The sequence below is a fragment of the Streptomyces sp. NPDC006207 genome, from assembly GCF_040613835.1.
Taxonomy (GTDB): domain Bacteria; phylum Actinomycetota; class Actinomycetes; order Streptomycetales; family Streptomycetaceae; genus Actinacidiphila.
Map to the genome: position 1 here is coordinate 55,975 of NZ_JBEXSX010000006.1, position 18,747 is coordinate 74,721.

The following is an 18,747-nucleotide window of genomic DNA, read 5'->3' on the forward strand; positions in this document are numbered from 1 at the left end:
CGGGGCGCGGGACGCCCGTGGTGACGACCCTGTGGAAACTACAGGACTGTGGGGACGAGCGGGGGCGCGAGCCTTCCCGCGGGGCGCCTTCAGCCGGGAGCGCCGGCCACGGCGCCGCGCAGCTCCCGGGCCGGGTTGCCGCCCCAGTGGGCCCGCTCCGGGACCTCCTCGCCCTTCATCAGGAAGGAGTCGGGCGCGAGGACGGCCCCGTCGCCCATCGTGACGCCGTAGTGGACGAGGGCGCCCACGCCGACGGTGCAACGGCTGCCCAGCGTGGTGCGGTCCGACTTGAAGGTGCCGTCCTCCTGCGAGTGGCACTGGATCCGGGTGCCCTCGTTGAGGACGCACTCGTCGCCGATGGCCACGAGGGACCGTTCCGGCACGTAGCAGCCGTCGTCGAAGACCCGGCTGCCGATCCGGACGCCGAGCAGCCGCCAGACGACGGTCTTGAAGGGCGTGCCGTTGAGGACCGCGATCGCCTCGGTCGGGTTGGTGATCTTCCAGTAGCGTTCGTGCCGCCAGAAGGGACGTTCGTAGATCGAGCAGTACAGCGGCCGCAGACCGCCCGGGCCCGCGGTGGCGCGCTCGGTCAGCATCATGTCGGCGACGGCGAACAGCACCGTGAGGACGTTGGCGAGCGCGATCACCGCCGGGCCGAGCGTGCCGTAGAGGTCCGCGGCGACCGACACCACCAGCGCGACCGAGAAGAAGAACAGCCACCGCGACATCAGGTGCAGGGCCATGGTGGCGGCGTTGTGCTTGTTCTTCGCCGCCAGGCGGCGCCGGAAGGTCGCGCCGTCCTTGAGATGGTCGAACCTGCTGTCCCGCAGGACGGACCGGGGGATCTCGAAGCTCGGCGAGCCGAGCAGCCCCACGCCTTCGCGGACCTCCCCGTCGAGCGGGACCATCACCTTCGTGGCCAGGAGGCAGTTGTCACCGGTCCTGCCGCGGGCGGGGAAGGCGATGTGGTTGCCCAGGAAGTTGTGCGGGCCGATCGTCACCCGTGACGTCCGGAAGGACGTGCCGGTGTAGTCGGTGTTGATGACCGACAGCCCGTCGGCGACCATCGTCCCCCTGCCGACGCTGGTCAGACCGGGGGTGTCCTGCCGCACCGTGAGGCCGAAGTTGGAGCCGGTCTGCTCGGCGTCGCCCAGGTCGTAGCCGAGGCGGCTCAGGTAGGGGACGATCGCCGAGCTGTCGCCGAACAGCACCTTGTGGAAGCGCCGGTTGGTGAGGAAGCCGACGGCCCGGTGCACCCCGTAGCGGAAGCCGAACAGGGGGTAGTCCGTGTCCGGCCGGACGAGGAGGCCCAGCACGCGCGGGACGCTCACGGACAGCAGGGCCCCGACGACGACGGCGCCGAAGAAGAAGATCGCGGACGCGGCCAGGGCGTCGACGTAGAACGTCCAGCTCGTCAGCGCCGTCGGCCCGGGTCGCAGCAGCGCCTCGAACTGCGGGACCGCGGCGACCACCAGGACGGCGCCGCCGACGGCCAGGGGGACGTACACGATCAGGGCCGTCAGCACCTGGGTCGCCCCGTAGGCGGCCCTGCGGACGGCACCGCAGCGGACGGCGCCGGCGGCGCGGCGGTGGTCCACCCCGGCCGGCTGGGCCGGGGACCCGTGCCAGCGTTCGCCATCGGGCACGGACTGGCCGGTGTGCAGCGAGGAGGCGTGCCCGAGCTGGGTGCCGTCGCCCATGGCGGTCCCGATGTCGAGCACCGTCGCCTCGCCGATCAGCACGTCCCTGCCGAGGGTGACCGTCCCGGTGCGGATCACCCCGGACTGCGCCCGGTAGCAGTTGAGGAAGACGTCCTTGCGGATCACCGTGCCGTCGCCGACGGTGAGCAGGTCGGTGCAGACCGGTACGTGACGGGTGAGGATCGTGACGCGGCGTCCGATCCTCGCGCCGAGCGCCCGCAGGTACAGGGAGTAGACCGGGGACCCGGCGAACAGCGCCAGCGGGTTCGACCGGATGAGCGTCTTGGCGCACCAGAAGCGGACGTACGCCAGGCTCCACAGGCGGATCTCCCGCGGGCGCCACCGGCCGACGAGCACCCACTTGGCCACGATGGGCAGCACGCACACCCCGAGGAAGACGACGGCCCCGAACACGACCGCCCGCAGGTAGGTGCCGAGCAGCCCGGAACCGTCCGCGATCCACTTCACGCCGCCCGCGAAGACGAGGGCCGCGGCATAGGAGTAGGCGAGGAAGAACAGCAGTTGCAGCGTCGCGCACAGCACGTAACGCGACGTACCGGACGGGCTCCCCGGCGTGCCCGGGCCGTACGGCGCCGCCACCGGGGAGGCGGCGGCCGGCACGGCAGCCGGGGGCGGGGCCTGCGCGAGGGCCGCCGCCAGGCTCCTGACGGTCGGATGGCGGTAGACGTCCTTGATCGAGACGGACGGCACGTCCTGGCGCTTCCTGAGCCGCGCGCAGAAGCGGGCCATGACCATGGAGTCCGCGCCGAGGTCGGTGAAGAAGTTGCCGTCGAGCGGGACGTGCTCGGCCTGCACGACCGGCGCCAGCACCTCGGCGAGGATCCGTTCGCGGTCGGTGGCAGAGGACTCGTCGGGATCGGGGGTCAGGACGTCGACCGGGATGTCCGCCATGGCGGCTCCATGAGAGGTGCGGACCACGTCCGGTCGAGCTGAGCACCGAGGCGACACCGCCTCGGCATACGTCCGGGCGCGCGATCCGGAAGCGGTAGGTGTGCCCTGTGTCCGGCATCGGATGTGTGTGTCGTACTCGCAGTCTCGGCCCCGGGGGCCGCGGACGCCACTCGGCCGGGCCGTCACCTTCGGCAACTCCACGTCGCCGGAACGTGATACCCCCTGGTGGTTGGCGGTGCGGCGGCGGCGGTGGGCGGTGCGGTGGCCGGCCCGCGGCTGCGCCGAGGGCGGGCGGTCAGCGGGCGGCGGCGCCGAACCACCGCGGGAGGACGCGGAGCAGTTCCCGCTGGTCCTCGCCGGCCCAGGCGACGTGGCCGTCCGGGCGCAGCAGCACCGCGGGGACGTCCAGTTCCTCGGCGACGTCGACGACGTGGTCGACCCGGTCCTCCCAAGCGGCCACCGACAGTCCGCCCGTCCGGTCCAGCAGCAGGCCGCGGCCGCCGTGCGTCAGGCCGTACAGCCGCCCCCGCTTCAGCTCCACGTCCCGCAGCCGCCGGCCGAGCAGGGCGTGGCCCTCGCCGAAGTCGTACCGGATCCCGATCGCGGTGATCTTCTCGATCAGGTGCCGGTTCACCTCCTCGAAGTCCATCAGCTCGGCCAGCAGCCGGCGCACGGCCTGCGGACCCGGCTCGGTGGACAGCAGGTGCATCTGCGCGCGGGTGTTGTCCAGCACGGCGGCGGCCACCGGGTGCCGTTCGGCGTGGTAGCTGTCCAGCAGGGCCTCCGGCGCCCAGCCGTTGACCGCGGCGGCGAGCTTCCAGCCGAGGTTGAACGCGTCCTGGATGCCCAGGTTCAGCCCCTGCCCGCCGGTCGGCGGGTGGACGTGCGCCGCGTCGCCGGCGAGCAGCGCCCGGCCCACCCGGTAGCGCTCCGCCTGCCGGGTGGCGTCGCCGAAGCGGGAGAGCCAGCGCGGCGAGTGCACACCGAAGTCGGTGCCGGCGACCGCCCGCAGCCGCTCCTTGAACTCCTCGAAGGTCGGCGCCGCACGGTCCTCGGCCACCCCGTCGGCGGGCACGATGAGACAGTGCCGCCCGCTGCGCTCGGGGATGACGCCGAACCGCCCCTGCGTCCTGCGGACCTCGGCCACCACGGCAGCCACCGTCTCCGGGGGCGCGGCCACCTCCATCTCGCCCAGCAGCGTCTCGACCCGGGAGGGCTCGCCGGGGAAGCCGACGCCCAGCAGCTTGCGCACGGTGCTGCGCCCTCCGTCGCAGCCGACGAGGTAGCGCGAGCGCAACCTCGTCCCGTCGGCCAGCTCGGCGGTCACCCCGCCGTCGTCCTGGTTCAGCCCGGTCAGTTCGCAGCCGCGCCGGATCTCCACGCCGAGCTCGCCCGCGTGCTCGGCGAGCAGGCGCTCGGTGACCGGCTGCGGGATGGCGAGGACGTAAGAGTGGGCGGTGTCCAGCCCGTCGGGCCACCGCTTCCCGAGGCCGCCGAAGAACCCGCCGACCGTGAACTTCTCGCCCTGCGCCAGGAACCGCTCCAGCAGACCGCGCTGGTCCAACACCTCCACGCTGCGTACGTGCAGCCCGCGCGAGCGGGTCTGCACGCCCGGCTCGGCCTCCTTCTCCAGCACGAGCGCGTGCACACCTTGCAGCCGCAGCTCGGCGGCGAGCATCAGGCCGGTCGGCCCGCCGCCGACGACGATGACGTCGATCATCAACACACCCATCCCCGCAGGTTCCGAATCAGGGCGGTGATTCTGCGGCACGACGGGGGCCTTGCCGCAAGGCCCCCCGTGCGCTATAGGTTGACAGTGGCGAGGAGCGGTGCTCCTCGCTTTCGTCGTTGCGGCCCTTGGTCAGCGTGCCGTCGATCAGGCGCGCTCGCGCCACAGCCGCCGGTGCTCCCGCGTCGGCAGCGTTCCACCCCACGAGGACGAGACCCACTACGACGCTCAACACCAGCCCCAGCCGGCGCCTGGAATCAACCCCTAGTCCTCCACGGAGTCGTGCTTCTCGGTGTCGGCTTCGAAGTAGACGTCGAGGACGGCGTCGAGCTCATCGCTCCAGGCCCGCAGCCGGCGTCGGCTGGGCGCGTCGACCCACGTCTCGAACCAGCGGCGCGGGGACAGGTAGACCGTGACGCCGAACCGATGCCCCCACTTGGGGACGTCGACCTCGAGCGCGCCGATCTCTTTCCAACCGAACTCGGCCTCGGTGTCGTCCAACCGGAAGGTGAGGCCGTCCCGGTCCACCCGGATCGCCCCCCTGCGGTCCGCGGCCTCGAACACCGGGCCCCCACCGGAGCCTTCGGTGACTTCGGCGTCGTCAACGTCGTCGTCGGTGCCGGCGGTGGACTCTTCCGCGGCCACGGCGGGGGACGGCCCGGTATCGGTCGTCACGTCAGCCGCGGCGTCGGACGCGCGGTCGGTCTCGGAGGCCGCGGCCTCGGTTCTGTCGTCTCCATCCGGTTCCGGCCCCAGGATGCCGGGGACGTGTGCCGGATCGATGCCGGCGGCCTGTACGAGCGGGATGTTCGAACCTCTGCTCTGCTCCACGGCGGGCAGTATGGCTGATCCGCCTGTGCACGCGACATCCGCCCCGGCCTTCGGGTCCGGCCGCTGTACCGAGCGCGGTGCTCACCCGAGGAAGTGACCTGCGCCGTCGAGGTCGTCCTACCGGAGTCCGCTCACTGCGACCTTGGCTTGTGGCCTCGGACCCGGTCAGGGCCTGCGCCCCTTCCGGGACCCGGCGGCTGTCGAGGACGACGAGGATCGACGGCGGCGTACCCGGCCCGCCGGCCCACTCGTTGCATCCCGTGGAGGCCGGGCGCCCCACGCTCCGGGCCCGAGGCGGGGAACGCCGGGCCGGGCTCAGCACTGGCTTCACGACCTCGCGGAGCCTTCGACGGCAAGCACCTGAGCGGGGTGCCGGGCTTCCGGGTGATCTGGATCCTCGGCCGGGGCGGCGGCACGCAGCGCCGCCTCGACCCGGCGGTTGCTGGTCATGGTCGCGGTGATGGCGGTCATGGTGAGGAGGAGGCCGGCGGCCGTGTAGAGCGGGGTGCGTACGTCGTAGGTGGTGGCCAGCCAGCCGCCGAGGAAGGCGCCGAACGGGGCGGCGCACATGGCGAGCATGCGGGAGGTGGAGGCGACCCGGCCCATCAGGTGGGCGGGGACGATCGCCTGTCGGAGGGAGGGCGCGAGCACCATCGTGGCGCCCATGCCCGCTCCGCAGACGGTCAGCGCGAGGCCGGCGACGTACGGGTTCGGGGCCGCGGCGAGGCCCGCAATGGCGAGTCCCTCCACTGCGGCCGTGCAGGTCAGGGCGGCGCCGGTGCCGAGTCGCCGGCCGAGGAAGGAGGCGATGCCTGCGCCGAGCAGACCGCCGGTGGCCTCCGCCGTGAGGAGCAGGCCGAAGCCGTAGGTGTCGATGCCGAGGCGATCGTGCGCGAAGAGGGCGAGCACGGTCTCCACGGCGAGGAAGGCGATGTTCCCGACCGCCGGACGCAGCGCGAGCCCGAGCAGCAGCTGATCCCGGAATACGTACGAGGCGCCGGCCCGCGCCTGCCGCAGCAGCGACTCACGGGCCTGCGGTGCGGGCCGGGGTGCGGCGGGCAGTGACCGTACGAGCAGTGCGGAGAGCGCGAACGAGACCGCGTCGGCGAGCAGCGGGACCGCCCGCCCGAGCGCGAGCAGGGCACTGCCCGCGGGTGGCCCGGCGAAGCCGGACGCGGCGGTCTGGGTGCCGCGCAGGCGGGAGTTGGCGCGCTCCAGGGACGCGGGGTCGCGGCCGAGCAGATCCGGCAGATAGGCCGTGGCGGCCGTGTCGAAGAAGAGCCCGCCGAGGCCGAGGAGGAAGGCGACGGCCGAGAGCAGCGGAATGCTCAAGCGGTCGAGCGCGGCCGCTGCCGCCGGTATCGCGAGCAGCACCGCACGTGCCGCGTCCGTGATCCACATCGTGCGCCGACGGTCCCAGCGGTCCACCAGCGCGCCGCCGAGCACCCCGAAGAGCAGCCACGGTAACGTTCCGGCGGCCGTGACGACGGCGAGCGCCATCGGATCCCGCGTCAACGTCAACGCGAGCAGCGGCAGTGCGGCATGCGTGACCCCGTCACCGAGCGAGGACACCGTCTGTGCGGTCCACAGCCGTCCGAACCCGGTCGGCAACTTCCGGATGTCCGAGGTCACTTGGCGCCCCCTTCGGCCTGCTCGCGCGACGCCGGGTGGAACAGTGCGAAGACGAGTGACGCATCGGGCAGCGACGGATCGGACAGCTCCCGGTACTCGTCCGCCAGTGCCTGCAGCCGCGCCCCCAGCTCCGCGAACTGCTCCTCGGTGAGCCGCAGATGCGCCATCCGCACATGCCGCTCGGCATCCGCCGGCGCTGCCTCCAGGTCCGCCACCGCGTGCCGCATCAGCACGTCCGGCCCTCCCTCGCCCGGGTCCGGCAGTTCGATCGACCGTGCGGCCATCGCGTAGTACCGCTCGGTGACCCCCCGGACCTTCCGCGTCCGCACCACCTTCACCAGGCCGGCCCGCTCCAGCAGCCGTACGTGGTAGCTGGAACTCCCCTTCGCAAGACCCACGCGCTCGGCGATCTGCGTGATCGTCGCTGGCTCGAAGCGGAGCACGGCCATGATCCGGTGACGCGTGAGGCTGGAGACGGCGCGCAGTTGCTCGTCAGTGGTGACGTGGAACGTCTCGGGCAGATCGTCGGTAGGCATGCGAGCAATGGTCAACGATTCTTGACCATTGCGCAAGGGGATTCGCGCGGACTTCCGGATCCGCCGTCCGGCGCGCGGGATCTCCTGCCAACGCCTCCCACCCGCTGCCGATCCGGGGCCGGACCTCATGGGGCGGGACAACAGCCGCAGGTGGGAGGTCCTTGCCTTGCGACTGTTACCGATATATCGTTGAGGTATCGCGACCGTACGATGATGGAAGGAGCGTCACCATGCGTTCCCATGGACATGGACACTTTGGGCCCGGCCATCACGGCCGCGGCGACCACGAGGAGGAGGGGCGGCGCGCGGCGTTCGGCCCGTTCGGGCCGCCGTTCGGCGGTGGGCCCTGGGGGCCCGGCCCGTGGCACGGCGGGCGGGGCGGCAGGGGAGGCCCGCGAGGCCGGGCGCGGCGCGGCGACGTGCGCGCCTCGATCCTGGCGCTGCTGGCCGACCGGCCCATGCACGGCTACGAGATGATCCAGGAGATCGCCGAGCGCAGCGGCGGCGCGTGGAAGCCGAGCCCCGGCTCGGTCTACCCGACGTTGCAACTGCTGGAGGACGAGGGTCTGATCAGCAGTGCGTCGGAGGGCGGCAAGAAGCTCTTCACGCTCACCGAGGCCGGCCGCACCGAGGCCGAAGCGGGGCCCGACGCCCCCTGGGAGGAGGCCGGGCGCGGCATCGACTGGGAGGCCATGAACGAGATCCGCAAGGCGGGCGCCGGCCTGGTCGACGCCTTCCGGCAGGTCTGGGCGACCGGTACGCCCGAGCAGCGGGACAAGGCGCTGACCGTGGTCAACGAGGCCCGCAAGAAGCTCTATCTGATCCTCGCCGACGAGGACTGACCCTCTCGGCGCCGCCGGCCCGGGACGTACGCGTCCCGGGCCGGCGGCGCGTCCCGTCCGGTGCCGGCGGCGCGTCCCGTGCCGCGCCTGCGGGTCACGGGCAGGCCTCGCCGAACTTGACGGCCTTGAAGACCACCGGCTGCCCCGTGAGCCCGGTGCCGGCGGCGGGCGCCTGCGAGCACACCTTCCAGTTGGTCTCCATGAGGATGAAGCGGTCCTGCCCGGAGGCGTCCTCCGCCGTGATGCCGGTCGAGGGGGTGAGCGTCGTGCGGGCCACCTTCAGGGACGTGCCGGTGAGGTCGGGCATCGTGGGGCCCGCCGAGGCGGGCGGGGGAGCGTCCCGGGCGGGGCAGGACTCCTCGAGCTTCACGGCGCCGAACTCGACGGTGACGGTGGTGGTCCGGCTTCCCGGGGCCGGGCGCTGGAAGCACACCTTCCAGTCGCGGTCCCAGATCTGCTCGCGGCCGCGGCCCAGCGCGTCGTGCGAGTCCAGGCGGTAGAAGCCCAGCGTCTGGGCCTTGTCCTGGGCTGCCTGCAGGCCCATGCCGGCGAACGAGGGCAGGTTGGCCGGTCCGGACGTGGCCGGAGCGCTCGCTGGGGGCCGGCCGTCGCCTGTGGTGCCGCCGTCGGCGGGACCGCAGGCCGTCGCGGTGGCGGCGGCGAGGAAGGCGAGCGCGAGGGCGGCGGCGGTGCGGGCGGCGGCGGTGCGGGCGATCTGCATGGGCGGGACTCCCCTGTCGGTCCGTCGGCCCGGCCCGGCCCGGCCGGGGCAAGCGGTACCGTACCCGGGCACAACGGATCAATGCCGCACCGTTCACTTACGAGTGACGCCCGGTCAGGAGCCCGGGCCCGCGGCCGGGCCGGGCCGGGCGCCGCAGGTGCCGCGGACGACCAGCCGCGTCGGCAGTACGCGCGGCGGGAGCGGGCGGACGGCCTGCGGGTCGAGCAGCTCGCACAGGGCCGCGACGGCCGCGGTGCCGAGGGCGCGGTGGTCCTGGGCGACCGTGGTGAGCGCTGGGCGCACGAGGGTGGCCGCCTCGATGTCGTCGAAGCCGACGACCGCCAGGTCCCCGGGGACGGACAGCCCCGCGTCGGCGACGGCGTGCAGGGCGCCGATCGCCATCATGTCGCCCGCGGCGAACAGGGCCGTCGGCGGCTGGGGCAGGGCGAGCAGCCGCCGGACCGCCTGGCGCCCGCTGTCCAGGAAGAAGTCCCCCGGGACGACGTACTCCTCCGGCACCGCCAGCCCGAGGCGTGCGCAGGCGGTGCGGAAACCGGCCAGCCGCTCGGCGGCGGGGGTGAGTTCCGGCGGGCCGGTGACGGTGGCGATCCGGCGGTGCCCGAGGGAGTGCAGGTGGGCGACGGCCGCCTCCGCCCCGCCGGGGTTGTCGGAGGCGACGCCGACCGTGCGCGGGCCGTCCAGGGCGACGTCGAGACCGGCGCAAGGGATGCCCGAGGCCGCGAGGGCGCGCAGGGCGCGGTCGTCGGCGGGCCGGCCCATCGCGATCACGCCCTCCAGGCTGTGCCGCCGCACGGCCTGGACGTACGTCGTCTGCGGGTCCTCGGGCCCTGCCGTGGTGAGCAGCATGAGGTGGTAGCCCGCGTCGGACAGGGCGGTGCGCACCGAGCTCAGCAGGCCCTGCAGGAAGGGGTGGTGGAGGCCGCGCGACTCGTGCCCGGTGTCCCACAGCAGGCCGATGGTGTCGGAACGGCGCCGCACCAGGGTGCGGGCGGGCTCGTTGGGCGCGTAGCCCAGTTCGCCGGCCAGCCGCCGGATGCGCTCGCGGGTGGCCTGGCTGACCTCGGCCCGGCCGTTGAGCGCGCGCGAGACGGTCGCGGTGGACACCCCGCTGCGCCGGGCGAGCTCGCGGAGGGTGATCGCGGGGCCGGTTCCGGGCGGGGGCGCGGACGAGGGGTCCTCATGGGTTCGCAGCACGGTCACAGTCTTGACGATATGTCATGTCAGCGTCAGTCTGTCGGGTGCGACAGCAGCCGGAAACGTTTACGGCCAGTGCCCTGAAGGGCCCGGACAGGAACGGGATGCCTGCTATGCCAGCGAACGAACCGCGTGCACGCCTCGTCCGCGACCGGCGGAGAAACCGGAACCGGTGGCGGAACCTCCTCGTCCTCTCGACCGCGGCCGCCTGCGCCGCCGCGGTCGCCTCCGTCCCCGCCCGCGCCGACGGGCCCGTCTACGCCCGGGCCGGCGCGCCCGTCGAACTGCGCGTCAAGGACCTGCTGGGGCGCATGACCCTGCAGGAGAAGATCGGTCAGATGGACCAGGTCGCGGTCGCCCGCATCCAGGGCGACTGCGAGTGGAGCGGCGGTGAGCTCAACGAGAGCTGCATGAAGACCGTGCTCGCCGACTACCCCGTCGGCTCGGTGATCTCCGGCGGCGGCATGACCCCGGCCAGGAACACGCCCCAGGACTGGGCGAAGATGGTCAACGCCGTCCAGAAGTACGCGGTCACCAACACGCGCCTGCACATCCCCGTCCTGTACGGCGTGGACGCGGTCCACGGGCACAACAACGTGCTCGGCGCCACCGTCTTCCCGCACCAGATCGGCCTCGGCGCCACCTGGGACCCGGGCACGGTGGAGGACTCCGCCGCGGCCACCGCCCGCGCCGTCGCCGCCACCGGCATCGACTGGAACTTCGCCCCCGTCGCCGACCTCGCCCGCGACCAGCGGTGGGGCCGCTACTACGAGACCTACGGCGAGGACCCGCTGCTCGCCGGCACCCTGGCCGCCTCCGCCGTGACGGGCATCGAGCACGCCGGCGGGTCCAAGCGCGTCGCCGCCAGCGTCAAGCACTACGGCGGCTACTCCGAGCCCTCCAACGGCCACGACCGCGTCCCCGCCGACGTCTCCGTCCGCTACCTCCAGGACACCCTGCTGCCCTCCTACCGGCAGGCGGTCCAGGCCGGAGCCAAGACCGTGATGGTCAACTCCGGTGCCGTCAACGGCGTACCGGCCACCGCGTCGAAGTACCTGCTCACGAAGGTGCTCCGCCAGCAGTGGGGCTTCAAGGGCGTCACCGTCAGCGACTGGGAGGACGTGCGCGCCCTCCAGACCCGGTACAAGATCGCCGCGGACTACCCGGAGGCGATCGCCCTCGCCGTCAACGCGGGCCTCGACATGGCGATGGAGCCGTACTTCGCCAAGGAGTGGAGCACAGGCCTGAAGACGGCCGTCGACCGCGGACTGGTCCCGACGCGGCGCATCGACGAGGCCGTCGGGCGCATCCTGCGGCTGAAGTTCGAGCTCGGTCTCTTCGAGCACCCCTACGTCGACCCCGCCAAGGCCGACAAGGCGGTGCTCGGCGCGGACGCCGCCCTCGCGCGGCGGGCCGCGGCCGAGTCGCAGGTGCTGCTCCGCAACGAGGGCGGCGTGCTGCCGGTGCGCGCGGACGCGGGGCGCATCGTGGTGGCGGGCTCGTACGCGGACGACATCAACGACCAGGCCGGCGGATGGACGATCGGCTGGCAGGGCGTGCCCGAGGGCGTCGAACTGCCCGGGACGACCATCTTGGAGGGTATCCGCGCGGCGGCTCCCGCCGGCACCGAGGTCGTACGGGCCGCGACCGCGGACGACGCGGTGGCACAGGCGAAGGGCGCGGACCTGACCGTCGTCGTGGTCGGCGAGAAGGCCGCCGCCGAGGGTGCCGCGGACAGCCCGCGGCCCGAACTGTCGGCCGACCAGCAGGCGCTGGTCAAGGCGCTGAAGGCGAGCGGCAAGCCGGTCGTCACCGTGGTCGTCGCGGGCCGTCCGCTGGTCCTGGGCGACGCGGCCGGCACCGACGGCCTGGTGATGTCCTGGCTGCCCGGCACCGAGGGCGGCGGCGCCGTCGCCGACGTGCTGTTCGGCAAGGTCAACCCGGGCGGGCGGCTGCCGGTCTCGTGGCCGAAGGACATCGGCAACGAGCCCATGTACTACCAGCAGCTGCCGGGCACGAACGGCGGCCTTGAGTCGTCGTACGACGCGCTCTACCCCTTCGGGTCGGGCCTGTCGTACACGACGTACGCCTACGACGCCCTCACCGCCGACGCCAAGGGCGTCAAGGTGACCGTCTCCAACACCGGCGCCCGGGACGGCGACCTGGTGGTCCCGGTCTACGCGTCACGGGCGGTCAGCGAGGTGCTGTGGCCGGCGCGCAAGCTGGTCGCCTTCACCAAGGTGCACCTGAAGGCGGGCGAGAAGCGGACCGTGCGACTTGACTTCGCCCGCGGCGCGCTCGCCGTGACGCCGGGCGACATCGACGGCGCGGGGACACGGCGGGTCGAGCGCGGGACGTACACCTTCACGGTGGGGGACAAGAGCGCCGACGCGGTGCTGCGTTAGGCGGCGGGCGCCGGGGACCGCGGCGACCACGCCGCCCGCGGTCCCCGGCCTCCGGGGCGTCCCGGGCTACTCGACGAGACCGGCGAGCTTGCGCAGCGACTCGTTGAGCGCGGCGGTGGCGGTGTCCTTGAGCTTGCCCGCCATGAGGGCGACGGCCGCGCCGTTGAAGGCGCCGTCGATGCGGACGTCGGTCTGGTCGCCGTCCGGCGTGAGGCTGTAGCGGGTCAGCAGGTCCACGGCCATCGGGCCCTTGCCGGCGATCTCGAACCCCCGCCCGGGGTCCACGGACGTGACCTCCCAGTTCACCTCGGCCGGGAAGCCCATCAGCTTCATGTTCTCCCGGTAGGTCGCGCCCGTCTCCAACGGCTCCGGACCGCCGTCGGGGAAGCCGGTGTGCGTGGTGCTCCACTGCGTGTGCGAGCTGAAGTCGGTGAGGGTGCGCCAGACCTTCTCGGCCGGAGCTGCGATGCGGGCCTGTGCGGAGACCTCGGCCATACGACCACACTCCCTTGTGTCGGCGAGTGAGCGGAACGTAACCGCCTCGACCGGAAGTTTCAATACTGATGAACCGTCAGGACTGCTGTGGGGTGCCGGCCGTTCCTCAGGGCATCGGGCCGTCGTACGCCGCGCGCGCCTGTTCCACCTCGTCCAGGTGGGCGTCCGACCAGCGTGCGAGCGTCGCGAACAGGGGCGCCAGGCTGCGCCCCAGCTCGCTGATCTCGTACTCGACCCGTGGTGGGACCTCCGGGTGATAGGTGCGGACCACCAGTCCGTCGCGCTCCAGTTGGCGCAGGCGCTGCGTCAGCACCTTCGGGGTGATCCCGCCGATCCGGCGCTGCAGTTCGACGAACCGCTGCCGGCCGTGGGCGTGCAGGCTCCACAGCACCGGTGTCGTCCAGCGGCTGAAGACGAGGTCCACGACCGGGCCGATGGGGCAGGCGAGTGCCGGGTCGGCGGTGCGGGAGGGGCCTTCGCGAGGGGTCGGAACGGGGGCGGCGTCGCGGTGCGCGGTCTCGGCGTTCATGGCGGCTCCCTGGGGCTTCCTGGGGGCTTGGGGGATAGTCACTATCCTGTAGGTACCTACTATATCCACGGTGTTAGCTTCGCCGGGTCGTTGACCAACGGACCGGAACGGAGCCGGAGATGATCGCAGTGACAGGGGCCACCGGGAACGTCGGACGCCCTCTCGTACGGGCACTGGCGGCGGCGGGCGAGCCCGTGACGGCCCTCTCGCGCCGGGCCCCCGCGGGCGACCGGCTGCCCGCCGGCGTACCTCACGTAACCGTCGACCTCGCGTCGCCGGAGGGGCTGCGGCCCGCCCTCGCCGGCGCGAAGGCGCTGTTCCTGCTGGTGGCGGGGGAGCTGCTGGGGCCGCGGGCGCGGCCGCACGACCTGGTGGCGGCCGCCCGGGACAGCGGGGTGCGACGCATCGTCCTGCTCTCCTCTCAGGCGGCGGGGACCCGGCCGGACGCGGTCTCCCACGAGCCGCTGCGGGCCTTCGAGGCCGCGGTCCGCGGCTCCGGCGTGGACTGGACGGTCCTGCGCTCGGGCGGCCTCGCCTCCAACGCCCTGGCGTGGGCGGACTCGGTGCGCACCGCGCGCACGGTGGCCGCGCCCTTCGCGGACGTGGCGCTGCCGGTCGTCGATCCCGCCGACGTCGCCGACGCCGCCGCGGTCGTCCTCCGTGAGGGGTCCCACGCGGGCCGGACCTACGTGCTGACCGGGCCCGAAGCGGTCTCCCCGCGCCGGCAGGCGGAGGTGCTCGGCGGGGAACTCGCAGTCCCGCTGCGCTTCGTCGAACTCAGCCGCGAGCAGGCCCGTGAGGGGATGCTGCGCTTCATGCCGGAGCCCGTGGCGGACGGCACGCTGGACATCCTGGGTGAGCCGCTGCCCGCCGAACAGAGGGTCGGCCCCGACGCCGAGGCGTTGCTCGGGCGTCCGGCGCGGCCCTTCGCCGCCTGGGCCGCCCGCCACGCGGCGGCCTTCCGCTGACGCGGAGGTGCCGCCCCGGCCCTCGTGGGGGCGGGGCGGCACCGTGATCCCGTCGCCCGGGTCAGGGACGGACGACGAGCTGGAAGGACTGCGCGGCGGAGCCGTCGCAGGGGCGCTGGACCAGCTGGGTGCCGCTCGGGTCGCCGGTGGGGGCGGTGAGGCACTTGCCGCTGTGCCGGGCGGTGAAGTGGTAGCGGCCGCCGGACTCGGCGACGGGCTTCCACTGCTGGTTGGCGCCGCCGCCGTACGTCCACAGCTGGAGCGCGGCGTTGTCGGCGGTGGAGACGTCCGTGACGTCCACGGCCTTCGTGGTGTCGTTGCGGGCGGCCAGGCGCGTGTAGCCGCTGTCGGTGGACAGCACGCGGAAGTCCTGCGCGGTGGTGGAGTTGCAGGTGTACTGCTGGATCGCGGTGCCGTTGGCCGTGGCGGCGGCGCGTGCGTCCACGCAGCGGCCGCTGCCGGCGTTGACCAGGGAGTACCAGGAGGTCTCGGAGATCGGGTCGGTGGGGGCGGGGTCGCCCGTGGAGCCGGTGCCCAGCCACTTGAGGCCGTCGAGGAGGAAGGTGTTCTGGGTGGCGCTGGCGAAGGTCGACGACAGGGGGGTGTTGGTGTCGTAGTTCATCGCGTTGTGCCCGAAGTTGGCGTACAGCATGCGGTACTTGGTGTTGGTCCACAGGATCGGGTAGTAGCCGCTGTACCACGACTGGTTCGGGTCGGTGCCCAAGGGGAAGCTGACCGGGTCGACGGACGCCAGGACGTCGATGTCCGGGTTGTTGCGCAGGTCGTTGCTCCAGCTGTACCACTCGCTCACCGACGAGGTGAACGTCGCGGGCAGGTGCGTGGTGGAGGGGTGGGTGCGGTCCTCGACGCGCAGCACGGCGGTGGTGGGGCCCCAGGTATTGGAGCGGAAGTTCCCGCTGCCGAGGAACTGGTTGTAGTACCAGGGCCAGCTCTGTGCGTTGTCGGTCCAGGCCGAGACGTGGAAGCCCATCCAGGCGCCGCCGCCGCGCATGTAGGTCTCGAAGCCGGAGCGCTGAGCGGCGCTCTGCGGGGCGTCGTCGAGGAAGAGGACGACCTGGTACTGCTTCAGCGCGTTCGCGTCGGTCAGCAGGTTCCAGTTGGTCGTCGAGGTGTACGTGAAGCCGTTGGCGGCGCCCGCCTGCGGGAACCACTGGTTGGCTTCCTTGACGAAGTTGATGTGGGCGGCGTCCCAGGTGCCGTTGTAGAACGCCAGCACCTTGAAGGGGGCGGCGGCGGGGGCGGACGTGGCCGGTGCGGCGACGGCGCCCAGGAGGACGGCGAGCAGCAGTAACAGGCGGGCGGCGGCGCGCCTCGCGGCGCTCGTGGCACGGGTCATGGGGGGAGGTCCTTCCCGGTCGGCGGGCGCGTGTGGGGGGCGCCGGTGGGGGAGCGGGGTGGGGGGAGGCGGTGGGGAGGCCTTGTTCAACTCGTGATTTAAGGAGTGAAGGAAGGGTGCAGTCAAGACTTTGGTACAGACCAGTACGGTCCGCCCAGGTGGCGGTCGTTGATCAGCAGGTCCGGGCGGGGGGTCCGGCGGGGCGGTTCCCGAAGGGTGGCCCGGCCGGAGGGGCGCCTTCAAGTGTTGTCCGGCCGGGATGTGGCGGCGCCTGCCGGCCGCACCGCGCCGCACCGTGTCGCATCGGCTGCCAACTGCGCAAATGCCGTGTCCGGACATCGAGTTGAGGCACCACCGCGCATCCGGCGGCATTCGAAATCCGTAGCGCGACCTCTTGACGTGTCCGCTGCGGAAGCCTAACTTCACGCCGTGAAGAAAGGTCGATCCGACCTTTGAGCTGCTGTCGCATGGCCGGGCGCGTGCGCCCGGCCACCCCCCACCTCCGTCATGCCACGTCATGCCGTCGCCCGCTTCGGCATGCCCGCTCACCCCCCCACGGCGCCGCGCCCCGCGCGGCACAGGAGTCCTCCATGAGAACCCTCGGAGCGCCGTCCCGCGGCGTCCCCGGACGCGGCCGGGTCCGGCGCCGCGTCGCACCGCTCGCGCTCGGCGCGCTGTTCGCCTCGGGCCTGTCGGCCGTCGTGCTGACCGCCCCGCAGGCCCAGGCCGCCTCCCTCCCCACCGGCTGGGTGACCGTCGCCGCCAAGCACAGCGGCAAGTGCGTCGACGCCGCCGCCGCGGGCACCGCCGACGGCACCGCGGTCCAGCAGTACGCGTGCAACGGCACCACCGCGCAGCAGTGGCAGTTCCAGGCGACGAGCGACGGCTACGTCCGGGTCAACAACCGCAACGACGCGGCCAAGTCCTGGGACGTCACCGACGTCTCCACGGCGGACGGCGCACCGGTCCAGCTCTGGTCGTACTCGGGCGGGGCCAACCAGCAGTGGCTGCCGGTCGAGGAGACCGGCGGGACGTACCACTTCGTGAACCGCAACAGCGGCAAGTGCCTGGACGTGCCCGCCGCCTCCACCGCCGACAGCGCGCGCATCCAGCAGTACACCTGCAACGGCACCGCCGCGCAGTCCTTCAGCCTCGGCTCCACCGACACCCCGCAGAACCCGCCGGGCACCCCCGACCTCGGGCCCAACGTCTCGGTCTTCGACCCGTCGATGTCCTCGGCCGCCATCCAGAGCCAGCTCAGCCAGGTCTTCGGCCAGCAGGAGTCCAACCAGTTCGGCTCCCAGCGCTACGCCCTGCTCTTCAAGCCCGGCAGCTACAGCGTCGACGCCAACGTCGGCTTCTACACCCAGGTCGCGGGCCTGGGCCTGTCGCCGGACGACGTGACGATCAACGGCGCGGTCCACGCCGAGGCCGACTGGTTCCAGGGCAACGCCACCCAGAACTTCTGGCGCTCCGCGGAGAACCTCTCCGTCAACCCGACCGGCGGCACCGACCGCTGGGCGGTCTCGCAGGCGGCCCCGTACCGGCGCATGCACGTCCGCGGCAACCTGCAGCTGGACGACGGCGGCTGGTCCAGCGGCGGCCTGATCGCCGACTCCAAGATCGACGGCCAGGTGCGTTCCGGTTCCCAGCAGCAGTGGCTGTCGCGGAACAGCCAGTGGGGCAGCTGGACGGGCTCCAACTGGAACATGGTCTTCGTCGGTGACGTCAACGCCCCCGCGAACACCTTCCCGAGCCCGCCGTACACCACGGTCGCGCAGTCGCCGGTGACGCGTGAGAAGCCGTTCCTGTACGTGGACTCCGCCGGCGCGTACAAGGTCTTCGTCCCGGCGCTGCGCACCAACACCCAGGGCACGACCTGGGCGGGCGGCAGCCCGGCCGGCAGTTCGCTGCCGATCGACCAGTTCTTCGTCGTCAAGCCCGGCGCCACCGCCACCGACATCAACGGCGCGCTCGCCCAGGGCAAGAACCTGCTGTTCACGCCCGGCGTCTACCACCTCAACCAGACGCTCAACATCAACCGTGCCGACACCGTCGTCCTGGGCCTGGGCCTGGCCACCGTCATCCCGGACAACGGCATCACCGCGGTGAACGTCGCCGACGTCGACGGGGTCAAGATCGCCGGACTGCTCATCGACGCGGGCACGACCAACTCGCAGACGCTGATGCAGGTCGGCCCGGCCGGCTCGTCCGCGCGGCACACCGCCGACCCGACCTCGCTGCACGACGTCTTCTTCCGCATCGGCGGCGCGGGCGTCGGCAAGGCCACCCAGAGCCTGGTGGTCAACAGCTCGGACGTCATCGGCGACCACATGTGGCTGTGGCGCGCCGACCACGGCAGCGGGGTGGGCTGGACGAGCAACACCGCCGCCAACGGCCTGATCGTCAACGGCACGAACGTGACGATGTACGGCCTGTTCGTCGAGCACTACCAGCAGCACCAGGTGATCTGGAACGGCAACGGCGGCCGCACGTACTTCTTCCAGAACGAGATGCCGTACGACCCGCCCAACCAGGCCGCCTGGATGAACGGCTCCACCCGCGGCTACGACGCCTACAAGGTCAGCCCCTCGGTGACCAGCCACGAGGCCTGGGGCCTGGGCAGTTACTGCTACTTCAACGTCAACCCGTCCGTCGTCGCCGACCGGGCCTTCGAGGTCCCCGCGGTGTCCGGGGTCCGCTTCCACGACATGGTGACGGTCTCCCTCGGCGGGACGGGCACGATCAGCCACGTCATCAACAACAGCGGAGGCCCGTCCAACTCCGCGAACAACGTGGCCAACCTCGTCTCCGGCCCCTGACCCCGGCCGGACGACGACCGGCGGGGCCGCCGCCGTCCGCACGGCGGGCGGCG

At 72.6% G+C, this 18,747-nt stretch carries 14 protein-coding genes; 4 read left to right on the forward strand and 10 right to left on the reverse strand.

Features of this window, described 5'->3' with window-relative positions; genetic code table 11:
• Positions 1-89 precede the first annotated feature (89 nt).
• The 5 genes from ABZ312_RS06335 to ABZ312_RS06355 all read right to left on the reverse strand — a co-directional run bounded on the left by ABZ312_RS06335 (position 90) and on the right by ABZ312_RS06355 (position 7,340).
• Entirely contained in the window at positions 90-2,612 is a 2,523-nt protein-coding gene (locus ABZ312_RS06335; RefSeq protein ID WP_500357784.1) for a Pls/PosA family non-ribosomal peptide synthetase, read from the reverse strand.
• 295 nt (positions 2,613-2,907) lie between these two features.
• Positions 2,908-4,332 (reverse strand): rifampin monooxygenase, encoded by a 1,425-nt coding sequence (rox, locus tag ABZ312_RS06340; RefSeq protein ID WP_500436700.1) that lies wholly within the window; start codon positions 4,330-4,332, stop codon positions 2,908-2,910.
• Positions 4,333-4,605: 273 nt separating this feature from the next.
• A complete protein-coding gene (locus ABZ312_RS06345) occupies positions 4,606-5,172 on the reverse strand; it encodes a hypothetical protein (RefSeq protein WP_500325166.1) in 567 nt (188 codons plus the stop codon).
• A 327-nt stretch (positions 5,173-5,499) separates the two neighbouring features.
• The gene (locus ABZ312_RS06350; protein WP_500436624.1) at positions 5,500-6,804 is read right to left on the reverse strand and encodes an MFS transporter; all 1,305 of its coding nucleotides are present in this window, start codon (positions 6,802-6,804) and stop codon (positions 5,500-5,502) included.
• Positions 6,801-7,340: an ArsR/SmtB family transcription factor gene (locus ABZ312_RS06355; protein WP_500325163.1), complete on the reverse strand. Its 540-nt coding sequence runs from the start codon at positions 7,338-7,340 to the stop codon at positions 6,801-6,803. The genes ABZ312_RS06350 and ABZ312_RS06355 overlap by 4 nt, the downstream gene beginning before the upstream one ends.
• A gap of 230 nt (positions 7,341-7,570) precedes the next feature.
• Between ABZ312_RS06355 and ABZ312_RS06360 the strand changes: the two genes are divergently transcribed.
• Positions 7,571-8,182, forward strand: coding sequence for a PadR family transcriptional regulator (locus ABZ312_RS06360; RefSeq protein WP_499510520.1), 612 nt, complete (start codon positions 7,571-7,573; stop codon positions 8,180-8,182).
• Between the two features lie 94 nt (positions 8,183-8,276).
• Here the strand turns inward: ABZ312_RS06360 and ABZ312_RS06365 are convergent, their stop codons facing one another.
• Entirely contained in the window at positions 8,277-8,903 is a 627-nt protein-coding gene (locus ABZ312_RS06365) for a hypothetical protein (RefSeq protein ID WP_500325161.1), read from the reverse strand.
• Positions 8,904-9,017: 114 nt separating this feature from the next.
• A complete protein-coding gene (locus tag ABZ312_RS06370) occupies positions 9,018-10,124 on the reverse strand; it encodes a LacI family DNA-binding transcriptional regulator (RefSeq protein WP_500325159.1) in 1,107 nt (368 codons plus the stop codon).
• Positions 10,125-10,231: 107 nt separating this feature from the next.
• Here ABZ312_RS06370 and ABZ312_RS06375 point away from each other — a divergent pair, with 107 nt between their 5' ends.
• Positions 10,232-12,523, forward strand: coding sequence for a glycoside hydrolase family 3 N-terminal domain-containing protein (locus ABZ312_RS06375; RefSeq protein ID WP_500436625.1), 2,292 nt, complete (start codon positions 10,232-10,234; stop codon positions 12,521-12,523).
• A 66-nt stretch (positions 12,524-12,589) separates the two neighbouring features.
• On the opposite strand, the gene ABZ312_RS06380 is transcribed toward ABZ312_RS06375, so the two are convergent.
• The gene (locus ABZ312_RS06380) at positions 12,590-13,018 is read right to left on the reverse strand and encodes a type II toxin-antitoxin system Rv0910 family toxin (RefSeq protein ID WP_499510516.1); all 429 of its coding nucleotides are present in this window, start codon (positions 13,016-13,018) and stop codon (positions 12,590-12,592) included.
• Between the two features lie 106 nt (positions 13,019-13,124).
• Complete coding sequence (locus ABZ312_RS06385) at positions 13,125-13,547, reverse strand: winged helix-turn-helix transcriptional regulator (protein ID WP_500325155.1); 423 nt, start codon at positions 13,545-13,547, stop codon at positions 13,125-13,127.
• Between the two features lie 119 nt (positions 13,548-13,666).
• On the opposite strand from ABZ312_RS06385, the gene ABZ312_RS06390 reads away from it, so the two are divergent.
• Entirely contained in the window at positions 13,667-14,515 is an 849-nt protein-coding gene (locus ABZ312_RS06390) for an SDR family oxidoreductase (protein ID WP_500325153.1), read from the forward strand.
• A gap of 61 nt (positions 14,516-14,576) precedes the next feature.
• Here the strand turns inward: ABZ312_RS06390 and ABZ312_RS06395 are convergent, their stop codons facing one another.
• Positions 14,577-15,872: a ThuA domain-containing protein gene (locus ABZ312_RS06395; protein WP_500357791.1), complete on the reverse strand. Its 1,296-nt coding sequence runs from the start codon at positions 15,870-15,872 to the stop codon at positions 14,577-14,579.
• Positions 15,873-16,462: 590 nt separating this feature from the next.
• Here ABZ312_RS06395 and ABZ312_RS06400 point away from each other — a divergent pair.
• Positions 16,463-18,694: a pectate lyase-like domain-containing protein gene (locus tag ABZ312_RS06400; protein ID WP_500436627.1), complete on the forward strand. Its 2,232-nt coding sequence runs from the start codon at positions 16,463-16,465 to the stop codon at positions 18,692-18,694.
• Positions 18,695-18,747 lie beyond the last annotated feature (53 nt).

What these genes read in the sequence shown, in the direction of transcription:
- ABZ312_RS06365 (WP_500325161.1), bottom strand. Translation starts at nt 8,903, where the DNA reads ATGCAGATCGCCCGCACCGCCGCCGCCCGCACCGCCGCCGCCCTCGCG.
- ABZ312_RS06375 (WP_500436625.1), top strand. Translation starts at nt 10,232, where the DNA reads ATGCCAGCGAACGAACCGCGTGCACGCCTCGTCCGCGACCGGCGGAGA.
- ABZ312_RS06355 (WP_500325163.1), bottom strand. Translation starts at nt 7,340, where the DNA reads ATGCCTACCGACGATCTGCCCGAGACGTTCCACGTCACCACTGACGAG.
- ABZ312_RS06380 (WP_499510516.1), bottom strand. Translation starts at nt 13,018, where the DNA reads ATGGCCGAGGTCTCCGCACAGGCCCGCATCGCAGCTCCGGCCGAGAAG.
- ABZ312_RS06360 (WP_499510520.1), top strand. Translation starts at nt 7,571, where the DNA reads ATGCGTTCCCATGGACATGGACACTTTGGGCCCGGCCATCACGGCCGC.
- ABZ312_RS06335 (WP_500357784.1), bottom strand. Translation starts at nt 2,612, where the DNA reads ATGGCGGACATCCCGGTCGACGTCCTGACCCCCGATCCCGACGAGTCC.
- ABZ312_RS06385 (WP_500325155.1), bottom strand. Translation starts at nt 13,547, where the DNA reads ATGAACGCCGAGACCGCGCACCGCGACGCCGCCCCCGTTCCGACCCCT.
- ABZ312_RS06395 (WP_500357791.1), bottom strand. Translation starts at nt 15,872, where the DNA reads ATGACCCGTGCCACGAGCGCCGCGAGGCGCGCCGCCGCCCGCCTGTTA.
- rox (WP_500436700.1), bottom strand. Translation starts at nt 4,332, where the DNA reads ATGATCGACGTCATCGTCGTCGGCGGCGGGCCGACCGGCCTGATGCTC.
- ABZ312_RS06400 (WP_500436627.1), top strand. Translation starts at nt 16,463, where the DNA reads ATGAGAACCCTCGGAGCGCCGTCCCGCGGCGTCCCCGGACGCGGCCGG.
- ABZ312_RS06390 (WP_500325153.1), top strand. Translation starts at nt 13,667, where the DNA reads ATGATCGCAGTGACAGGGGCCACCGGGAACGTCGGACGCCCTCTCGTA.